The 19,519-nt window shown below is 61.6% G+C and carries 16 protein-coding genes; 11 read left to right on the forward strand and 5 right to left on the reverse strand.

What is annotated here, in order from left to right:
* Nucleotides 1–23 precede the first annotated feature (23 nt).
* On the forward strand, nucleotides 24–557 hold the full coding sequence (locus ACSQ2A_RS17035) for an MbcA/ParS/Xre antitoxin family protein (RefSeq protein ID WP_436073183.1): 534 nt from the start codon (nucleotides 24–26) through the stop codon (nucleotides 555–557).
* A complete protein-coding gene (locus ACSQ2A_RS17040; RefSeq protein WP_436073184.1) occupies nucleotides 548–1,219 on the forward strand; it encodes an RES family NAD+ phosphorylase in 672 nt (223 codons plus the stop codon). Before ACSQ2A_RS17035 ends, ACSQ2A_RS17040 begins: the two co-directional genes overlap by 10 nt.
* 3 nt (nucleotides 1,220–1,222) lie before the next feature.
* Here the strand turns inward: ACSQ2A_RS17040 and ACSQ2A_RS17045 are convergent, their stop codons facing one another.
* Nucleotides 1,223–1,816 carry a class I SAM-dependent methyltransferase gene (locus tag ACSQ2A_RS17045; RefSeq protein ID WP_436073185.1) on the reverse strand — a complete coding sequence of 198 codons (594 nt, stop codon included), beginning with the start codon at nucleotides 1,814–1,816 and terminating at the stop codon, nucleotides 1,223–1,225.
* A gap of 75 nt (nucleotides 1,817–1,891) precedes the next feature.
* A complete protein-coding gene (locus ACSQ2A_RS17050) occupies nucleotides 1,892–3,088 on the reverse strand; it encodes an ABC transporter substrate-binding protein (protein WP_436073186.1) in 1,197 nt (398 codons plus the stop codon).
* A gap of 222 nt (nucleotides 3,089–3,310) precedes the next feature.
* Here ACSQ2A_RS17050 and ACSQ2A_RS17055 point away from each other — a divergent pair, with 222 nt between their 5' ends.
* The 6 genes from ACSQ2A_RS17055 (at nucleotide 3,311) to ACSQ2A_RS17080 (ending at nucleotide 14,130) form a co-directional block, all read left to right on the forward strand.
* The gene (locus tag ACSQ2A_RS17055; protein WP_436073187.1) at nucleotides 3,311–4,375 is read left to right on the forward strand and encodes a glycine betaine ABC transporter substrate-binding protein; all 1,065 of its coding nucleotides are present in this window, start codon (nucleotides 3,311–3,313) and stop codon (nucleotides 4,373–4,375) included.
* A 155-nt stretch (nucleotides 4,376–4,530) separates the two neighbouring features.
* Nucleotides 4,531–6,102 carry a putative bifunctional diguanylate cyclase/phosphodiesterase gene (locus ACSQ2A_RS17060; protein WP_436073188.1) on the forward strand — a complete coding sequence of 524 codons (1,572 nt, stop codon included), beginning with the start codon at nucleotides 4,531–4,533 and terminating at the stop codon, nucleotides 6,100–6,102.
* A gap of 103 nt (nucleotides 6,103–6,205) precedes the next feature.
* On the forward strand, nucleotides 6,206–6,622 hold the full coding sequence (locus ACSQ2A_RS17065) for a TIGR01244 family sulfur transferase (protein WP_436073189.1): 417 nt from the start codon (nucleotides 6,206–6,208) through the stop codon (nucleotides 6,620–6,622).
* 107 nt (nucleotides 6,623–6,729) lie between these two features.
* Nucleotides 6,730–10,170 carry a pyruvate carboxylase gene (pyc, locus tag ACSQ2A_RS17070; protein ID WP_436073190.1) on the forward strand — a complete coding sequence of 1,147 codons (3,441 nt, stop codon included), beginning with the start codon at nucleotides 6,730–6,732 and terminating at the stop codon, nucleotides 10,168–10,170.
* Nucleotides 10,171–10,432: 262 nt separating this feature from the next.
* The gene (locus tag ACSQ2A_RS17075) at nucleotides 10,433–12,235 is read left to right on the forward strand and encodes an ABC transporter ATP-binding protein (RefSeq protein WP_436073231.1); all 1,803 of its coding nucleotides are present in this window, start codon (nucleotides 10,433–10,435) and stop codon (nucleotides 12,233–12,235) included.
* On the forward strand, nucleotides 12,232–14,130 hold the full coding sequence (locus ACSQ2A_RS17080; protein WP_295412675.1) for an ABC transporter ATP-binding protein: 1,899 nt from the start codon (nucleotides 12,232–12,234) through the stop codon (nucleotides 14,128–14,130). The genes ACSQ2A_RS17075 and ACSQ2A_RS17080 overlap by 4 nt, the downstream gene beginning before the upstream one ends.
* A gap of 54 nt (nucleotides 14,131–14,184) precedes the next feature.
* On the opposite strand, the gene ACSQ2A_RS17085 is transcribed toward ACSQ2A_RS17080, so the two are convergent.
* Entirely contained in the window at nucleotides 14,185–14,724 is a 540-nt protein-coding gene (locus ACSQ2A_RS17085; protein WP_436073191.1) for a glyoxalase superfamily protein, read from the reverse strand.
* Between the two features lie 334 nt (nucleotides 14,725–15,058).
* Here ACSQ2A_RS17085 and ACSQ2A_RS17090 point away from each other — a divergent pair, with 334 nt between their 5' ends.
* Together ACSQ2A_RS17090 and ACSQ2A_RS17095 are read left to right on the forward strand one after the other, a co-directional pair.
* The gene (locus tag ACSQ2A_RS17090; RefSeq protein WP_436073192.1) at nucleotides 15,059–16,030 is read left to right on the forward strand and encodes a L,D-transpeptidase family protein; all 972 of its coding nucleotides are present in this window, start codon (nucleotides 15,059–15,061) and stop codon (nucleotides 16,028–16,030) included.
* 52 nt (nucleotides 16,031–16,082) lie between these two features.
* The gene (locus ACSQ2A_RS17095) at nucleotides 16,083–16,814 is read left to right on the forward strand and encodes a hypothetical protein (protein WP_436073193.1); all 732 of its coding nucleotides are present in this window, start codon (nucleotides 16,083–16,085) and stop codon (nucleotides 16,812–16,814) included.
* Here ACSQ2A_RS17095 and ACSQ2A_RS17100 read toward each other — a convergent pair.
* Complete coding sequence (locus ACSQ2A_RS17100; RefSeq protein ID WP_436073194.1) at nucleotides 16,811–17,503, reverse strand: queuosine precursor transporter; 693 nt, start codon at nucleotides 17,501–17,503, stop codon at nucleotides 16,811–16,813. The two genes, ACSQ2A_RS17095 and ACSQ2A_RS17100, sit on opposite strands and share 4 nt — an antisense overlap.
* A gap of 120 nt (nucleotides 17,504–17,623) precedes the next feature.
* Complete coding sequence (gene rpmB / locus ACSQ2A_RS17105) at nucleotides 17,624–17,908, reverse strand: 50S ribosomal protein L28 (RefSeq protein ID WP_291421575.1); 285 nt, start codon at nucleotides 17,906–17,908, stop codon at nucleotides 17,624–17,626.
* Nucleotides 17,909–18,144: 236 nt separating this feature from the next.
* Here rpmB and ACSQ2A_RS17110 point away from each other — a divergent pair, with 236 nt between their 5' ends.
* Nucleotides 18,145–18,918 carry a DUF3108 domain-containing protein gene (locus ACSQ2A_RS17110; RefSeq protein WP_436073195.1) on the forward strand — a complete coding sequence of 258 codons (774 nt, stop codon included), beginning with the start codon at nucleotides 18,145–18,147 and terminating at the stop codon, nucleotides 18,916–18,918.
* Nucleotides 18,919–19,519: the final 601 nt, after the last annotated feature.

The raw sequence follows: 19,519 nt of genomic DNA on the forward strand, positions 1-19,519 counted from the left end.
TCCTTATCTCGAAGGAGATCGAGATGTCCACGTTTGGATTTGGTGAAGCGCCGCAGGCTGCCTTTGCGGGTCACGCTCAAGTTCTCGGTACTGAACGCTTCGAGCCGGCCAATCGGCGGCGGCTGAGCGCCCCGGCGCTGCGCAGCTTTGCAGCTATTGCCGATCTCTGGGGGCTCAATGAGGAACAGCGCCGACTGGTGCTGGGCTATCCGAGCCGCTCGACCTATCAGAACTGGATGAAAATCGCCCGCGAGCAGGGCGAGGTGACGCTCGACGTCGATGCGCTGATGCGCTTGTCGGGCGTGTTCGGCATTCATCAGGCCCTGGGCGTGCTGTTTGCCGATGCGCAGGAGCAGCTTGGCTGGCTCAGAGGGCCGCATGATGCGCCGCTTTTTGGGGGGCAAAAGCCGCTGAACCTGATCATGTCTGGGTCGTTGGACGGCATCGTGCTGGTGCGGCGCTTCCTCGATGCGGCGCGGGGCGGCGTCTATATGGCCCCCAACGGGCTCGATACCGATTTTCCGGCGACGACGGCGGGAGATATCGTGTGGCGCTAGAGACGCGGCACACACCGGCCCCGCAACCGAGTTTCCGGCTGATCCCGTCGCAATTTCCACCCATCGGGCTTTTCGATACGGTGTCGCGCGCCGCCGATCTCGATGCGGTGATGGAACTGGCGGGCTGGACCAATGATCGGCTGGTTGCCGAACGCATTGCCCGGCTGCCTCGGGACGAATGGGTATTTGGCCGGACCAATTCCTCCATCGTCATGGCGGCATTTCTCCACGCAGCACCGGGGGGCGGACGCTTTTCAGGCGCAGACCTTGGTGCCTGGTATGCGGCGGACAGGATCGAGACGAGCCTGGCCGAAGTGGCCCATCACCTCCGGCGCGAGGCCTTTGCTCGTCGACAGGTGAGTGCCACACGCTGCTTTCGTGTTTATGTCGCCCGGCTGGAGGGCGCCTTTGTCGATCTCCGCGGGGCCGACGAACCAGCGCTCTATGATCGGCAGGACTATGCGGCAAGCCAGGCTTTTGGCGAACAGCAGCGGGCCGCGGGCGAAGACGGCATCGTCTACGATAGCCTGCGTTTTACGGGCGGGATCGCCATCTGCGTCTATCGGCCGAGCAAGGTGCTCGATGTGACCCAGGCTCAGCACCTTTCGGTGACGGTGCGCACCGACGGGCCTGCCATCGAGGTAGAGACACTGTCGCAATAGTGTCTAGAACATCCGCCGCGCCGTGACCCAGAGCCATTCTGTGGGCTTTGCGTCATAGCCGCTGCCCATCTGCGTTTCGATCGCGACGTCGCTCCAGCCGGCCAAGGCGTAGTCGGCGCGAAGACGCTCTGCACTGGGATAGTTGAAATAGCGGCCGAGGCTGTCGTGACCCTCGCCATTGCCCGCCTTGAAGCTGGCGGTGAAAACGCCACCGGGCCGCAGGGCGCGATGGATACGGCCGAGGATGTCGACGAGGCTGGATGCGGGGGCGTGCAGCAGGCTGGCACAGGCCCAGACGCCGTCATAGGTGGCGTTGGCGTCGAGGTGTTCGAAGCGCAGGATGCGGACCGCACGCCCGATGCGCCTTTCGGCTTCCGCAGCCAGTTCCGGCGTGCCGTCTGTCGCATCGACATCAAAGCCGCGGGACAGCATATGCGCAGCGTCCCGTCCATTGCCGCAACCGAGTTCGAGGATTTTGCCGCCGGCAGAAACCAGAGCCAGGAACGCGTTGAGGCGTGCGCCGGTGGGCGTCGTGACATGTTCGGCATAGACAGCGGCGTTCTCGGCGTAAAAGCGCAGCGTCGGATTGTCGGCCATCAGGCATTCTCCAACAAAAAGGCCCGGGATTGCTCCCGAGCCTGATGATTTATCGTTCGAAGCCGTGTGGCCAAATTACTGGATCGGGCCCTTTTCGACGAAAGCGCCGCCTTCGACGGCGAGTTCGACGATGATGCCGTCAACGTCGCCAGCGGCGTCGAAGTCGAGCGCGCCACCGGCGCCTTCATAGTCGATGTCGGTGCCGGCCTTGATCAGCTCGACGGCCTTGGTCCATTCGCCGGGCAGGATCTTTTCGCCCGGAGCCGAGGACACGTCGCGCAGGGCGGCGGCTAGACCTTCACGGCTGGCCGAACCGTTCTTCTCGATGGCGAGAGCCAGGAGGAAGGCGGCGTCATAGGCCTGCGGAGCGTAGGTGGCGTTGGCGGTAAAGCCCTCACCGGTGAAGGCGTTGTAGATGTCAACGGCTTCGCCCGTCGGGGCGCCGGCGCGGGTCGCGATCAGGCCTTCGACGGCAGCAGCGTCGATGCCGTTGAGGAGGTCATCGCCGACCATGCCGTCACCGCCAACGAAGGTGGTGAAGTTGCCCGATTCCACAGCCTGACGCAGCACGGTGTTACCCGAAGCGTTGGCATAGGCGAGGATCACGAGGTTCTGCGAGGCAACGAGGTTGCCGAGCTCGGCGCGGTAATCGGCCTTGCCTTCTTCGTGTGCGAGGTTGGCAGCAACCGTGCCGCCGCCGGCGGTGTAGGCGGCCGCCAGAGCATCGGCAAAGCCCTTGCCGTAGTCGTTGTTCACATAGGTGATGGCGATGTCGTTGACGCCCTTGGCGAGCAGCAGGTCAGCCAGCTTCACGCCCTGGAGCGCGTCAGACGGGGTGGTGCGATAGACAAGGTCATTGTCTTCGAGCGTCGTCAGGGCCGGAGCCGAAGAAGCCGGCGAGATGAAGACCACGCCGCCCGAGAGACCCGAGCCGTTGAAGGCGCCGATGGTTTCACCGGTGCAGAGCGCGCCGACGACGCCAGTGACATTGTCGGTGTTGATGAGCTTGTCGGCAGCGGCGGCAGCGGCCGTCGCGTCGCAGGCGCCGTCGGCGGAGATGAGCTTGAGCTCGCCGCCCAGAACGCCGCCCTGCTCGTTGATCTGCTTCACGACCAGTTCAGCGCCGCCAAAGATCGGCGGGGTGAGCGATTCAATCGGGCCGGTGAAGCCACCGATAAAGCCGATGGTGGCGCCGGTGTCCTGGGCCAGCGCCGGAGCGGCGATGGACAGAGCAGTGGCGGCGACCGCCAGGGTCAGGGTTTTCTTGAACATGGACGTCCCTCTGTTGCCGTTGTGTGCCGGGTGGCCTTGCCAGCCTCCTCCTTGCAGCGACACAACGAATACCGGGGGCGCCTCACGCGCCCCGCTGATGGGGACTGTTGCACATTTTCGTGTAGGGAGTCACCGGGGGTCTTGGGCAAAATGGTGAACGCTCGCGGTTGCTTAAGGCAAGCCGATTGCGCATAGACTGGCGCCGGTGGAATGAGGATGCGCATGCGATTTCGGCAGCCTGTCATTGCCGGCTTGATGCTGGCCTTTCTGGTGGGGCCAGCCCTGGCGCAGATCACTGTGCTCGACAGCGCCCAGGATCAGCCACAGGGGGCAGGGACCGCAGTGCCCGCGGCGCCAGAGGCCCAAGTGGCTGAGACGCCCGCTGCGCCACCACCTCCTTGCGGCACCCAGCCGATGACCATTGCGCGCATGAGCTGGCCGTCGGCGGCGCTCCTGGCCGATATTCATTCGCGCATTCTCAATGCCGAATTTGCCTGCGAGGCTCAGGTGGTGCCCGGAGACCTGGCAGCGACGGCCTCGTCCATGGGCTCGACCGGCCAGCCTGCCGTGGCCCCGGAAATGTGGGTAACGCGCATTGCCGATGTCTGGAACGGTGCAGTCGAAACGCAGATGGTGCGCAGCATTGCCCCGAGCTTTGCCGAAGCGACAATGGAGGGCTGGTTCATCCCGGCCTATATGGAAGGCGCCTTTGGCGGAACGCCAAGCGCGGCGGCCTTGCAGCCACTGCTCTCGACCCAGACCAGCGAAATGCCCGTCCGCTTCATCTCCTGTCCGGCGGATTGGGCCTGTTCGGTCATCAATCGCAATCTCATTGCGGCCTATGGCCTTGGCAGCCTCGTTCAAGTGGTCGAGCCAGCCAATCGCTTCGAAATGGATGCGCTGATTGCCGAGGCGGTCAGCCGGCAGGAGAATTTCATTCTCTACTATTGGCAGCCCAATGCGGTCCTGGCGCAGCTCGATTTCCGGGCGCTTGATATGGGCGCCTATGATGAAGAGGCGATGAAGTGCCTTGCGCGCCTGGCCTGTGCCACGCCCACGCCTTCTGCCTTTCCGGCGGAAACGGTTGTTATTGCGCTGGCCGAGTGGGTTTTTGCCGACGCGCCTACGGTCGCCTCCTATTTCCAGCGGGCCACTTTGCCGATTGCGGAAATGAATGCGCTGCTTGGCCAGCTCAATGAGCCCGGCGCCACAGTCGAGAGCGTGGCAGAGCGGTTCGTCGTGGCGCGCCGCGACCTCTGGGGTGCCTGGCTCGGCGCAACGCCCTGAAGGGTTTACGCGCCATATACCATAAGTTCTGGCGGCGATGATTTGTCATCGAACCGTCATTCGGCGTGCCGCCCGGTGACGTAAGGTGCTCTCAAATGCGCCTTTAAGCCCCTGAACTGTTTATGAATCTTTCGTTAAGAGAGCGGAGCCGAGCGATGCTTGCTCGTGGTATTTCCCGATCGGGCCGTGCCTTTCGCAAAACCAGCGCGGGTGACCAGGACATTCGTCAGGTCGACCAGTTCGTGCGCATACTCTCGGGCTATCGCGCCGTAGCGACTCTGGTGGGCCTCTGCTTTTTGGGTGCCGTTGGCTCGGTCCTGCTGCTGGCCGGCCGTTCCGCGGATCGGCTTGAGCCACTGATGGTTCTTGTCGCCATCGCGCTTTCTACCCTGGGGATTGCCGGGCTTGTTGCCGGTCATCGCATGATCCGCCGTGACCTCCTGCACTCCGCCCGGGCCACGCGGGCAGTCATGGCCTCGGTACATCGCGATGCACTGACCGGGGTTTTTACGCGCTCCTATTTCATGGAGGCGCTGCGCAATGACGTGCATCACGGCTCGGACAAGTCGCTGGGCTATCTCCTGCTCGATATGGACAATCTGAAAGTCCTCAATGATGGAGCTGGCCACGCTGCAGGCGATGCGGCCCTGACCCATCTTGCCAAGACCATCGGCGCGGTGATGCCGGGGGCGGTTGTCGGCCGTCTGGGGGGCGATGAGTTCGGCATCGCCATTCCCGATTGCGACAATCGCGGTGCGCTGCGGCGGCTTGGGGAAGAATTGCTGCGCCGGCTCGACCAGCCGGTCAATGTCGCAGGACGCCCAACCCGCCTCTCGGCGACCATCGGCATGGCACTGGCGCCGGCCGATGCCACCGATGTCGACGATCTCATCGCCAAGGCGGATCTCGCGCTCTACAAGGGCAAGAAGGCCGGGCGGCGGCAGGTCGTGGCTTTCGATCCCGACATGCTGGGCGATGAGCGCCATCGCCGTTTCATCGAGCGCGAGTTGCGCGCCGCTTTGCTGATGGATGAACTCGAACTGCATTATCAGCCTGTCTATGGCGCAGATATGCGCGTGCGCTCGCATGAGGCGCTGCTGCGCTGGCGGCATACGGTGCGCGGCATGATCCCGCCGGCGCAATTCATCGGTATTGCCGAGGAAAGCGACCTGATCGACAAGCTCGGCGACTGGGTGCTGCGCCGGGCCTGTGCCGACCTTGAAGTGCTGGGTACGCCCGTGGCGGTCAATGTGTCGCCGGCACAATTGCGCCGCAGCGATTTTGCCAAGCAATTGGGTCTTGTGGTCGAGGAAATGGGCGTCGACCCCGGCATGCTGATCGTCGAGGTTACCGAGACCGTGCCCATGGTGGCGGGTGCAATAGAGCAGGCCAATCTCGATGCGATCCGCGCCTTTGGGCTGAAAGTCGCCATCGATGATTTCGGGGCGGGGCATGCGAGCCTGCAATATCTGCGTGGCTTTGCCTTCGACATCATCAAGATCGACCGCACCTATGTGGCCAATCTCGGCGACAATCGCATCGACGCCATGATCGTCGGGGCCATCTGCGATATTGCCCGCTCGCTCAAGGTTGATGTCATTGCCGAGGGCGTCGAGACCGAAGCACAACTCGATATGCTACGCCGGGCCGGGTGCAGCGCTTTCCAGGGGTATCTCCTCGGACGGCCGGCACCGCTGAAGGGCCTTTCGGTTGCCAATGCGGCCTAACCGTAACTCTTAGTACACTTCGACTAACCGACAGTTGCATGGCTTGCCGCCCGGTGGATATAAGGGGGCGGGAAGCCAATGGGCGAATTCGGGGAGTAGCGACTTGGACTTGAAGCGGATCAACGATCACGTCAGTGTTTCTGGGCAGATCAGCCCCGAAGATGTCGCCACGCTCAAATCCCTGGGTTTCGTTGCCATCGTCAACAACCGTCCAGACGGTGAATCGCCTGACCAGCCGGCGGGTGATGAAATCGAGGCTGCCGCCAAGGCGGCCGGGCTTGCCTACCACGCCATTCCGCTGGGGCGAGAGGGCGTCAATGCCGATCTCGTCGAGAAGACCAAGGCCGTCATCGAGGGGAGCGACGGCCCTGTATTCTGCTTCTGCCGTTCCGGTACGCGCTCGACCACGCTATGGGCGCTGAGCCAGGCCGGTGAAATGGATGCCTCGGAAATCATCTCGCAGGCGGCGGAAGCCGGCTACGACATGAGCCATCTGGCCGGCATTCTTTCGAGAAGCTGACATAACCAACTTGGCGGCGTGGATGGCCCGCCATCCATTCTACCGACATTGCTGAGCCGGACCCGGGCAAACGGGTCCTCAACCTCTCCTGCTCGGAATTTAAATCGATGCCAATCAAGAAAATCCTCGTCGCCAACCGCAGCGAAATCGCCATCCGCGTGTTTCGCGCCGCCAACGAACTGGGGCTGAAAACCGTCGCGGTCTATGCCGAAGAAGACAAGCTGGCGCTGCACCGCTTCAAGGCCGACGAGGCCTATCTGATCGGCAAGGGCAAGGGCCCGGTCGAAGCCTATCTTCAAATTGAAGAATATATCCGTATCGCCCGTATCTCCGGCGCCGATGCGATCCATCCCGGCTATGGCCTGCTGTCGGAAAGCCCCGAATTCGTCGATGCCTGCGACGATGCCGGCATCATCTTCATCGGCCCGCGCGCCCAGACCATGCGCGATCTCGGCAACAAGGTTGCCGCGCGCAATATGGCGATTGCCTCAAAGGTGCCGGTTGTGCCGGCAACCGAGGCGCTGCCTGATGATCCCGAGCAGATCAAGAAGCTCGCTGCCGAGATCGGCTATCCGCTGATGCTCAAGGCCTCGTGGGGCGGCGGCGGCCGCGGCATGCGCCGCATCATGGATGAAAAGACGCTGCTTTCGGAAGTTTCGGAAGGCAAGCGCGAGGCCAAGGCCGCCTTCGGCAAGGACGAGATGTATCTCGAAAAGCTGATCGAGCGCGCCCGCCACGTCGAAGTGCAGCTGATCGGCGACGATCACGGCAATCTCGTGCACCTTTATGAGCGCGATTGCTCGGTGCAGCGCCGCAACCAGAAGGTGGTCGAGCGCGCGCCTGCGCCCTATCTGTCCGACGCTGTCCGCAAGGATCTGACCGACGCCGCCGTGCGTCTCGGCAATGCCGCGAACTATCGCGGTGCCGGTACGGTTGAATTCCTGATGGATGCCGATACCGACAAGTTCTACTTCATCGAAGTGAACCCGCGCATTCAGGTGGAGCACACCGTCACCGAAGAAGTGACGGGGATCGATATCGTCAAAGCCCAGATTCATCTGCTCGACGGCGCCGTGATCGGCACGCCGGAATCGGGCGTTCCTCTCCAGGAAAACATCCGTCTCAACGGCAATGCCATCCAGTGCCGCGTGACGACGGAAGATCCGGAACAGAACTTTATTCCGGACTATGGCCGTATCACCGCCTATCGTGGCGCGACTGGCTTTGGCGTGCGGCTCGATGGCGGCACGGCCTATTCTGGCGCTGTGATCACGCGCTACTACGATCCGCTGCTCGAAAAAGTCACCTGCTGGGCGCCGTCGGCCGAAGAGGCGATTGCGCGTATGCATCGCGCCTTGCGCGAGTTCCGCATTCGCGGCGTGGCGACCAATCTCGCATTCCTTGAAAACATCATCACGCATCCGGACTTTGTCGAGAACCGCTACACCACGCGCTTCATCGATACGACGCCGGAACTGTTCAACTTCAAGCCGCGTCGCGACCGCGCGACCAAGCTCCTGAGCTACATCGCCGACGTGACCGTGAACGGGCATCCCGAAGTGCGCGATCGTCCGCGTCCGCCGGCGGATGCTGCCGCGCCCTTCGTGCCCGAATTCGATCCGCTGATTGTCATCGAAGGCAGTCGGCAGGTGCTGGACCGCGACGGTCCGGTGGGTCTTGCCAAATGGATGAAGCGCCAGGGCCGCGTGCTCTTTACCGACACGACCATGCGCGACGCACACCAGTCGCTGCTGGCGACGCGCATGCGCTCGTTCGACATCACGCGCATTGCCCAGGCCTATTCGCGTGGCCTGCCGAACCTCTTCTCGCTCGAATGCTGGGGCGGCGCGACCTTTGACGTGTCCATGCGCTTCCTCAACGAGGATCCGTGGGAGCGCCTCGCCAAGGTGCGCGAAGGCGCGCCGAACATTCTGACCCAGATGCTGCTGCGCGGCTCCAACGGCGTCGGCTACACGAACTATCCAGACAATGTCGTCAAATTCTTCGTCAAGCAGGCTGCCCGCGGCGGCGTTGACGTCTTCCGCATTTTCGACTGCCTCAACTGGGTCGAAAACATGCGCGTCTCGATCGATGCCGTGGCGGCCGAGGGCAAGGTGGCGGAAGGCGCCATCTGCTATACTGGCGATCTCTTCGATCCCGATCGCTCCAAGTATGACCTGAAATACTATGTCGGCCTTGCCAAGGAACTGGAGGCCGCTGGCGTCCATGTTCTGGGCATCAAGGACATGGCGGGCCTCCTCAAGCCTGCTGCTGCCAAGAAGCTGATTTCGACACTGCGTAACGAAACGGATCTGCCGATCCATCTCCACACCCATGACACCTCGGGCGCTTCGGCGGCGACGGTCCTGGCGGCAGTGGAAGCGGGTGTGGATGCGGTCGACGCGGCCATGGATGCCCTGTCCTCGACCACCTCACAGCCAACGCTCGGTTCGCTGGTTGCCGCCCTCGATGGTTCCGAACGCGATCCGCAGCTCGACTCCAAGGCGATCCGCCAGATTTCCTTCTATTGGGAAGCGGTGCGCACCCAGTATCGGGCCTTTGAGAGCGATCTCAAGGGCGGCGCCTCGGAAGTTTATCTGCATGAAATGCCGGGCGGCCAGTTTACCAATCTCAAGGAACAGGCGCGCTCGCTTGGTCTTGAAACCCGCTGGCACGAAGTCGCGCAGACCTATGCCGACGTCAACAAGATGTTCGGCGATATCGTCAAGGTGACCCCGTCCTCCAAGGTCGTCGGCGACATGGCCTTGGCCATGGTCTCGGCCGGCATTACCCGCACGGATGTCGAAAATCCGGACAAGGACATCGCCTTCCCCGATTCCGTGGTTGGCTTCTTTGCCGGCGATCTTGGCCAGCCGCCGGGTGGTTTCCCGCAGGCACTGCAGAAGAAAGTGCTCAAGGGCCGCACGCCGCTCACCGAGCGCCCGGGTTCTTATTTGAAGGACGTCGACCTCGAAGCCGAGCGCAAGAAGATTTCGGGCGAAGTCGGTGTGCCGGTCGACGACTTCCGGCTGGCCTCGTACCTGATGTACCCAAAAGTCTATTCGGATTTCGAAAAGACCCAGGATCGCTATGGCCCGACCGAAGCTCTGCCAACGCCGGTCTATTTCTATGGCCTTGAGGAAGGCGACGAGCTGCTTGTCGATATCGAAAAGGGCAAGACGCTGGTCGTCAATTATCTCGGCCGCGCTCCGACCAATGAAAAGGGTGAGGTTCGTGTCTTCTTCGATCTCAACGGCCAGCCGCGCACCATCGTGGTTCCGGACCGGTTGAAGGCTGGCGAAGTGAAAGTTCGGGCAAAGGCCGTGGCCGGCGACCCCAAGCAGGTCGGCGCGCCGATGCCGGGCGTGATCTCGACCCTTGCCGTCAAGGAAGGCCAGAAGGTCGAGGCCGGCGACGTGCTCTGCTCTATCGAAGCCATGAAGATGGAAACGGCGATCCATGCCGAGGTCGATGGCGTCGTGGCCGAGCTGCTCATCCGTCCGGGCGATCAGATCGACGCAAAGGATCTGCTGGTGCGGCTGGAGTAGGGCGCTCGCGCCACTTTACCGAGACCCGACAAGCCCTTTTTGGCGTTCCGCTTAGCGGGACGCCAAAAACTTGCAAATTTTGCGCAATTTGCACCTTGAATGGTACGCGCAATGCGACTTTTATAGGCAGGCATTGATTTGCCCGATCCCGGTCGACGGATCCCCGCCTCCCCCTTCGGGCTCCACTTTTTAAAGTCTGGATAGTCCCTTGCCTACCCTCAAGGCTGGCCGCGAACGTTCACGCGGCGATGCTCGGGCTCACTTGGCCGCCGTATATGCCGGCAAAGGCCGAAGCCCGTTGTTGCGCATCACCTTCTTCTCCCTGCGGCACTATTGGCAGGCGAGCCTGGCCATTGGTGCAACAATCATCGCCTCGGTGTTGCAATTGATGATCCCGCGCCTGCTCGGCCATGCGGTCGATCAGGCACAAAACGTGCTGAGCACGGCGGCGGAGGGGGCCCAGCAGGCATTGCTGTGGAGCGCGGTGACGCTGCTCCTTGTCTCGGTGGCGCGCGGTCTCTTCACCCTGGTGCAGAACTATTATTCGGAATCAGTCGGCCACCACGTCGGCTACGAACTGCGCCTCGCCTTCTACGACAAGGTGCAAAAGCTCTCCTATTCCTATCATGACCGCGTGCATTCGGGCGATCTCATCACCTTGGGCCTCCTCGATCTCGACGGCGTGCGCATGTTCTTTTCGACCGGCTTCGTGCGCACGATCCTGCTCACGGTGCTGATCGGGGTCGGCGCCTATATGTTGCTGAGCACTGATGTGGTCCTGGGCCTTCTTGCCCTGAGCTTCGTGCCCTTCGTTGCCTGGCGCTCCTCGGTAGCGCAATTGATGCTGCGCGCCACCTGGGTCGTGCTGCAAGAGCGCCTCTCGATCATGACCCGCGTCATGGAAGAGAACCTTGGCGGTATCCGCGTGGTGCGTGCGTTTTCGGGCCAGCTCTTCGAGCTTGCCAAATTCGACACGGCGTCGAAGTCGGCATTGGAACTGGCGCATGATCGCGTGCTGATCCGCGTCAAGAATACCTCCATGATGACCTTTTCCTTCTTTGCTGCCATGGGCCTGGTGCTCTGGGTCGGTGGCAACAAGGTGATCGGTGGAGAGATGAGCGTTGGTACGCTGGCGAGCTTCCTCACCTTCATGACCATCCTGCAGATGCCGGTGCGCCAGCTTGGCCTGATGGTCAATTCCTTCGCCCGCGCCGATACCTGCGGCGAACGCTTCTATGCCTTTATCGACCAGGCCATCGAAATCGAGGACAAGCCTGGCGCTGTGCCGTTGCAACTGGGCGAGGGCACCCTGCGCTTCGAAGACGTGCACTTCACCTATCCTGGTGCCACGCATCCGACCCTCAAGGGCATCAGTTTCGAAGGCCGGACCGGCGAGACCATCGGCATTGTCGGCGCGCCGGGTAGCGGTAAGTCGACGATCGCCCATCTCATCCCGCGCTTTTACGATGTCACTTCTGGCCGTGTGACCATCGATGGCCAGGACGTGCGCGACGTCACCATCGAGTCGCTGCGTCGGCAGGTGGGCGTGGTGCAGCAGGATTCGTTCCTCTTCACCACCACGATCGAGAACAACATCGCCTATGGCGATCCCTGGGCCAAGGAAACCAAGATCGAGAAGGCGGCGGAAAGCGCGCAGCTCCACAATTACATCATGGGCCTGCCGACCGATTATGACACGGTGGTGGGCGAACGTGGCGTGTCGCTCTCGGGCGGCCAGCGCCAGCGCCTTGCCATTGCCCGCAGCCTCGTCATGCGCCCGGCCGTCATGGTGTTCGACGACTCGACCGCCGCCATTGATGCCGGCACAGAGCATCGTATCCGCTCGGCCATCCGCGCCTATGCCAGCGATCGCGTCACCATCATCATCGCGCATCGCCTCTCGTCGCTGATGCATGCCGATACAATTCTCTTCCTCGAAGACGGCGAGATCGTCGAGCGCGGCAGCCATGCCGAACTCCTGGCTCTGGGGGGGCGCTATTCGGCGCTCTATGACCTTCAGACGCGACCGACCGAGGATATCGACGTAGAAAGGGCCGCCCAATGAGCGTGGTCGAAGACGACGAACGGGACGTCGCAAGCTTTCCGGGCCAGCGGCCGCCGCGCGCGTCGGTGGGCAGCCATCGCATAGAGGAAGAGGTCTTCGGCAAGGCCTATGACCCCAAGACGGTGCGCCGTATCTGGGCTTTCGTAAAACCCTATCGGATGAAGATCTACCTTTCGGTAGCCGCCGTGCTGGTCTTCACGGCGACCCAGCTTGCCATTCCGCTGATCATTGGCTGGGCCATTGACGGTGCCATGGTAGCGGGCGGCAACGCCAATAATCTGACCTGGGCCGTGGTCGCCTTTGCGGTCGCCGTGCTGTTCAATTTCGTCGCCTCCTATGTGCAGGAAACCCAGGTTGGCCAGGTCGCAGAAAACGTCCTCTTCGACATGCGCCGCGCCATGTTCGCGCAATTGCAGCGCGTGTCCCTGAGCTTCATGGACAAGACCGAAGTCGGCCGGTTGATGAGCCGCCTCCAGGGCGACGTCAATTCCATGCAGGAATTCCTGGAAACCTCCGTCATTTCCGTGGGCGACATCGTGCTGCTGTTCGGCATCGTTGCGGTCCTGCTCACCCTTGATCCGTGGCTGGGCCTGCTGACACTTGTCACCATGCCGGTGCTGTTCATCGTCCGCATCTTCTGGCTGCCGCCGGCCAAGCGCGCCTTCTGGGCAGCGCATGAGACGAACTCGCTGACCAATGGCGCCATGGCCGAAGGCATCAATGGCGTGCGCACGGTGCAGAACCTCGAACGCCAGCAGGTCAATTTCGACCTCTACGACGACAAGGCCTATCACAACCTCGAAACTCAGCTCACCGGCAGCAAATACGCGCAGGTCATGGTCCCCATCGTAGACAGCCTCACCGGCATCGCCATGGCGACCGTGGTGCTGGTCGGTGGTTCCCTGGTGCTCAATGGCACGCTCCAGGTCGGCGTCATTGTCGCGTTCCTCTTTTACATCCAGCGCTTCTTCGACCCGATCCGCTCGCTAACCATGCAATATTCGATCATGCAGCGCGCCATGACCTCGGGTCGCCGTATCACTGAAGTCCTGGATCTGCCGGTCACCATTACCGACAAGCCCGATGCCCTGACGCTGACTGGCGATATGGACGGCTCCGTCGCCTTCCACGACGTGGTCTTTGGCTACGATCCCGCGCGGCCGGTGCTCAAGAACGTGTCGTTCCGCGTCAATCCCGGTGAAACGGTGGCGCTAGTCGGGCCGACCGGTTCGGGCAAGACCAGTGCCATGGCGCTCGTCCATCGCTTCTATGAAGTGCAGGGCGGCGCGGTTTTGGTTGGCGGCCACGATGTGCGCAATGTCACCCAGGAGAGCTTGGGCGAGCAGGTTGCCATGGTGTTGCAGGAGCCGTTCCTCTTCACCGGCACGGTGTTCGACAACATCAAGTACAACAAGGCTTCGGCGACCCGCGAAGATGTCATTGCGGCGGCCAAGGCGGTTGGCGCGCATGAATTCATCGAGCGCCTGCCGGGCGGCTACGACAGCCGGCTGGAACAGCGTGGCTCCAACCTGTCGCTGGGCCAGCGCCAGCTTCTCAGTTTTGCTCGTGCACTCGTTGCCGACGCAAAGATCCTGGTGCTCGATGAAGCTACAGCGAACATCGACTCCTACACCGAGCGGCAGATCCAGAAGGCCCTCGAAATCCTGCTCAAGGGCCGGACGGGCCTCGTTATCGCACACCGCCTCGCCACCATTCGTGGGGCGGATCGGATCATCGTGCTGCAGAGCGGCGAAAAGATCGAAGAGGGCAACCACGACCAGCTCATGGAGTTGGGCGGGCTCTATTCGCGCCTCTACAACATGAACTATGCCAGTTTCGACGATATTCCCGACGAACTGGTGGCTGAGGCCAATGCCAAGGCAGCGAGCACCTGAAGCTCTCATCCACCGTCATGGTTCCCGCCATGACGGTGGATACTTCTCCTGGGATTAGTACCCCACGATTTCCATGAAGCGGATATGGTTGTTGAAGGGATCGGTAACGGTCACTTCCAGCCGGTCATCGCTCTTCTCCAGTCCCGGCTTCATGTAGCGATAGTTCTTGCCGATCAGCTCGGCATGGAAGGCGCGGATGCCTTTCATGTAGACGCACATATTGCCGCCGGGCGTCGCGTCGCCGGCATGTTCGGAAAGGTGCAGCCGCAGTCCGGCCCGGGAGACCTGCATATAGACCGGAAAATTCTCGCCATAGCGGTGCTCCCAGTCGAGCGAGAAGCCCAAGAAGTCGAAATAGAATTCCTGGGTTTTGGCGAGGTCGAAGATGCGCACGATCGGCACGGCCTGTTCGAAGGCAATGGCGGGCGTCCCTTCGGCTTTCTCGATCTTGCTTGAGAGCACGTTCCAGCTCGGAAAATCGAACTGGCTGGCCACGATCTCGAGCGCCCGTGTATGGGCAATCTCGGTGCCGTCCTGTTCGAGGGCCAGCTTTAGTGCCTTGGCCATGGCTTTTGCATCGCGAAAATCGCGCATGGTTCCGTCTCCACAAGGGCGAAACGTCGGGTCAGCGCTCGCATTGCCGACGGCGTCGCCCGAAAGGAAAGGGAAAGCGCGTGTCGCAAGAGGAAGGCGTTTACCATGCCTGAAATCAGGCGCGAGCTGCGGGCCGCCTTCCGGCCACTGCGGGTTTTCTAGCCGGTTTGACGGCATCTGTCATCGGGTCAATGCCAGCTTCCGGCATCCACACTATTGCGTGAAAGTGGGGAGCTTTTCGGCTCTGTGGGCGGCGTGATAAGGCTTCCTTCACCCAGCCTAGTCATGCTGCGCTAACCATTGCCCCCCGGGGCGGATTTTTCGGGCCCTGTACGTGACTGCCAATCTCTTTCATCGCATCGCAGCTGTCGTCATCATCCTGTGGCTGGGGTTCGGGCTCGCCGCCTGTTCTAATTTCGTCAAGGGCGGCGATAACAGGCACAACATCCCCCTGGCTGCGGCCACGGTGAAGGCGCTCCATGACATGGGGTCTTCGCCGGCCGAGGGCATGGTCGTGCGCATCTTCAAGCGCGAAGAGCAGCTCGAGGTGTGGAAGCGTACGAGCTCGGGCCAGTACAAGATGTTCAAGACCTACGAGATCTGCTCCTATTCCGGCGATCTCGGCCCGAAATTCAGGGAAGGCGATTATCAGAGCCCGGAAGGGTTTTATACGATCACGCCAGGCCTGATGAACCCGAAGTCGAATTATTACCTCGCCTTCAATACGGGCTTTCCGAACAAGTTCGACCGTGCCCATGGGCGCTCGGGTTCGAACCTGATGGTGCATGGCGACTGCAAGTCGGTCGGCTGCTATGCCATGACCGATGCCGGCATTGCCGAGATCTATGCCCTTGCCCGCGAAAGTTTCAAGGGCGGCAATCCCAGCTTCCAGGTCCAGATCTTCCCCTTCCGTATGACCACGTCGAGCCTGGTGCAGAACGCGCAGAACCAGCACATCGACTTCTGGAAGAACATCAAGGAAGGTTATGACTATTTTGATCTGACCAAGACGCCGCCGGCCTGGGATGTGTGCGAGCAGCGCTATATCTTCAATCCGACTTCGTCGGGCCTTGATGCCATGGGGCCGTGCCCTGCGACCTACCAGAATGCCGAAGTCGAAGCCCGCAAGGTTGCCGACGCCAAGGCGCTCTCCGACGTAGCCGCCGGGATCGAGCGTCAGGCGGCCAATGAAGCGGTGCTCAAGGAACGAAGCGAGGCTGTGTCGGGCTTCTTTTCGGGCATCGGCAATATGATTACGGGCAATCAGCAGCAGGCCGCGGCCGTCGCTGCAACGCCTGCGCAATAGTACTGGTCCTTAGTTCGGCCCCAGTTTGATGTGACCTCGGAGCGGAATCCGAGTGAACGAGGAGCTAAGCGGCGTGGACGAAAAGCCGAGCGAAAAGCCGTCGCCGGAGAGCAAGAGCGTTGGGGAAGCCCCCGACGTCCTGGTGGGAGATATCGAGTCTTCCGTTCTCACCGCGCGCCGGCGGCCCCGGCGGCGCCGCCTCAAGAAAAGCCTGATCTTCAGCGTCTGCGCCTCGATCATTGGTCTCGGTTCGCTCGCGGCCAGTGCCTGGATCTATACGGACATGCGCCGGGAAATGGTGCGGGTATCGACCGAGATTGCCCAGTTGCGCCTGAGCCTTGATCTCTATGTTCAGCGGAGCGCGGCTGCCACGCCGGCCGCGGCCACTTCCACCGAAGCGCCGAATACGGAAGCCCTTTCGGCACTCGAAAGCCGCCTCGCGATTCTCGAACAGAACTGGCGTGGTGTTGCGGCGGCGGCCGAAACAGCACCGCAAACGACGCCTTCGCTCGCCGGTCCAGCCGTTTCGAGCGAGAGCGATGGCGATTGCCTGCCCTCGGGCATGCGGCTGCTCGTTGCCGCGGGGGATTCCTACCCCGTGTGCGGCACCGAGACGACAATCGAAGTGATGAATGTCAACAATGGCTATATTTCGCTGACCGACGGCACCACCGTCCCCTCGGGCGGAACCGTGCCATTGCCGGGAACGGCCTGCATGATCGCGGTCACCTCCGGCGGTGACGAAGCCACCACCGGTTTTGCCGAGATCCGCGTCACCTGCTAGGCAAGCGTCGTGCTTCTCAGTGGCGGCAGCGGCTTGAACTTGCCCATCAGCGCGCGGTACGGCGCCAGCAGCACCAAAGCGGCCAGGAATTTTACGAGGAAATCACCGGCGGCAAGCGAGGTCCAAAGCGGGACTTCCGGGCCAACGCCGAGGAACGGTGCCGGGAAGGCCAGGGAGCCGTCCTGAAGGCCGAAGAGCGCATCAATGCCGGCCAGGGCGGGCGCGAAGGCCACGGAGAAGAAAATCGCCGTGTCGATCATGGAGCCAAAGAGCGAGGCCAGCAGCGGCGGTAGGAACCAGGCTCGCGATGCACGCAGGCGCGAGAAGATGCTGATATCGAGCAATTGGCCGGTGACGAAGGCTGCCGCCGAGGCAAGCGCGATGCGCTGGGTCGTTGCAGGTGTGCCACCGGCATTCCAGGGCAGGGGATTGAAGCTGAGGTAGAACGACACCGCCAAACCGACCAGAAAGCCGACCAGCACGACGCGGCGCGCATTGCGCGGGCCATCGTAGCGATTGGTGAGGTCGGTGATGAGGAAGGCGAAGGGGAAGGTGAAGGCGCCCCAGGTCAGGAGGTCGGCGAGATTGACCGAGCCGAGCTGAACCTGAAAGGGATAGAGCACCAGGATATTGGACGCGGCAACGACCACGACCATGGCGGCCACGGCCGCCAGGAAACGAGACAGCATCAGAATGCACCTCTTTTGTCCGCTGGCCGGCAGGAGACCGGTGCGGGAATGAGACTTACATAAAAAGCAAAAGCCGCGCGGCCATGGGCACGCGCGGCTCAAATTCTAGCAGAAGCGCGATTAGCCGGCGAGGGCGGCGCGCACTTCCTTCTTGATGCCCAGGGCGACTGGGGACAGGTCGGCATCATCCTGCTTGATCAGGAAGGCATCGAGGCCGCCGCGGTGCTCGACCGAACGCAGAGCTGCAGCAGAAATGCGCAGCTTGATCGGACGCTGCAGAGCGTCGGAGATCAGGGTAACGTTGATCAGGTTCGGGAGAAAACGACGACGGTGACGGTTGAGAGCGTGCGAAACGGTGTTGCCCACCAAAACGCCCTTACCGGTCAGTTCGCAGCGACGTGCCATAGTAGATATCCTATTTGTGTAAAGGTCCTGCGTGGCGGGAAATCCCGCTACGGGCCTCGATTGTGATGAAATCTGCGGGCGTCTTAGAGAAAACGGCCCCATCCGTCAAGCTGCGCGGGCCTCAAACACCCGCGAGTGCCTTGCCAGTACCATAAGAGGGCGGCACCTTGAACCTTTATCGGTGATTCGCGAGCGCGCCCCTTTGGGGCCTATGCCGCACGAGACGAGACACTATCTTGATCCGAACCAGCCTTGCTGCCTCCGCCCTTCTTCTTGGCCTCTCCCAGGCGCAAGCCGCGCCGGTCGATGCGACAGCCAGCTATGTGCTCACACTCGGCGGCATCAATGTCGCCATGATGCATATCGACCTCGATGACGACGGCAGTTCCTATACGCTGGGCGTCAAGGCCAATGTGGCCGGGCTGGGAGCGGTGGTGGCCAGCGGCACGGCCAATGTCACCGCCAAGGGCAGATCATCAGGCGGGACGCTCCGTTCGGAAAGCTTTGCGCTCGAAACCAGGGCCAATGGCGAGCGTTTTACCGTCGACGTCGGCTATGCCGGCCAGAATGTCTCATCCTTCAAGGTCGAGCCGCCGGTCAGCGATTACGACCGCATACCGATCGAGCGCAGCCATCTCGCAGGGGTGGGCGACTTCGTCTCGGCATTCGTCCTCAAGGGCAATGCGCTCGACAAGGGCCTGTGCGATCGCCGCATGCGCATCTTCACCGGCGTCGAGCGCTTCAACCTCGATATGAGCTTTGTCAGCGACGACAACGCCACCTCGCCGCGCACCGGCTATCAGGGGCCGGTTGTTCTCTGCTCGATTGCTTACGAGCCGATTTCCGGTCACTACGAAAACAACGAGATCACCAATTACCTCGCCGACGAGAGCCGCATCCTCGTCTGGTATATGCCGCTGGGCGACAGTGGCTACTTCATTCCCTATCGCGTGCTTCTTGGCACTTCCATGGGCGATCTCTCCATGGTGCTGACCAAAGCCGAGTTCTGACCCGCTGTCCCAAGCCGATACGGTCAAAGGCTTTTTTCTCAACTTTGCATTTTTATGTCCCGGATTTCCGGGATTTCGAAATTAAGGGCGCTGCGGCGTCCTTTTTTGTTTCGGTAACAGGTCGGCAGGAAAGCCGCGTTGGACGTGGTTTTTAAGCCCTTGTTTATGCTTGTGAATGCGTTTTCAGCCGATTTGGGACGATCCGCGACCGCCTAGTGCGGGCGTGGGGTCGGGATGCCTATCTATCGTGGAGAACAAAGCAGGATTTAGGGGGCGGTCGTGATTCCCACCCTGTTCGTTCCGGTTTTGGGCCAGAGGTTAATCCGGCGGTCCCCAGGTCACCAAAACTGTTTCAAAGCGGTATTCTCTGGTGCTGGGCTGTCTGTCTCAGCAAAATCGCAGTTTTTTCGCCGAGCCTTCGTACCAGTCCGGCACGTCAACGAGAGAATTGATAATTTTGCATCGCCAAACCCCGCCAAACCGGGCAGCAAGAAATTAATGCGGCGGAAATCTTGCGCCACTCCGCGTTAGGCACTCCTTCAAAAAGAGCTGATTCTTCAAGAAATTAGCGGCTTGGTAAGCAATGTGAACGGGAGAACAG

Origin of the sequence: Devosia sp. LjRoot3, assembly GCF_964252865.1 — a bacterium.
Taxonomy (GTDB): Bacteria; Pseudomonadota; Alphaproteobacteria; order Rhizobiales; family Devosiaceae; genus Devosia.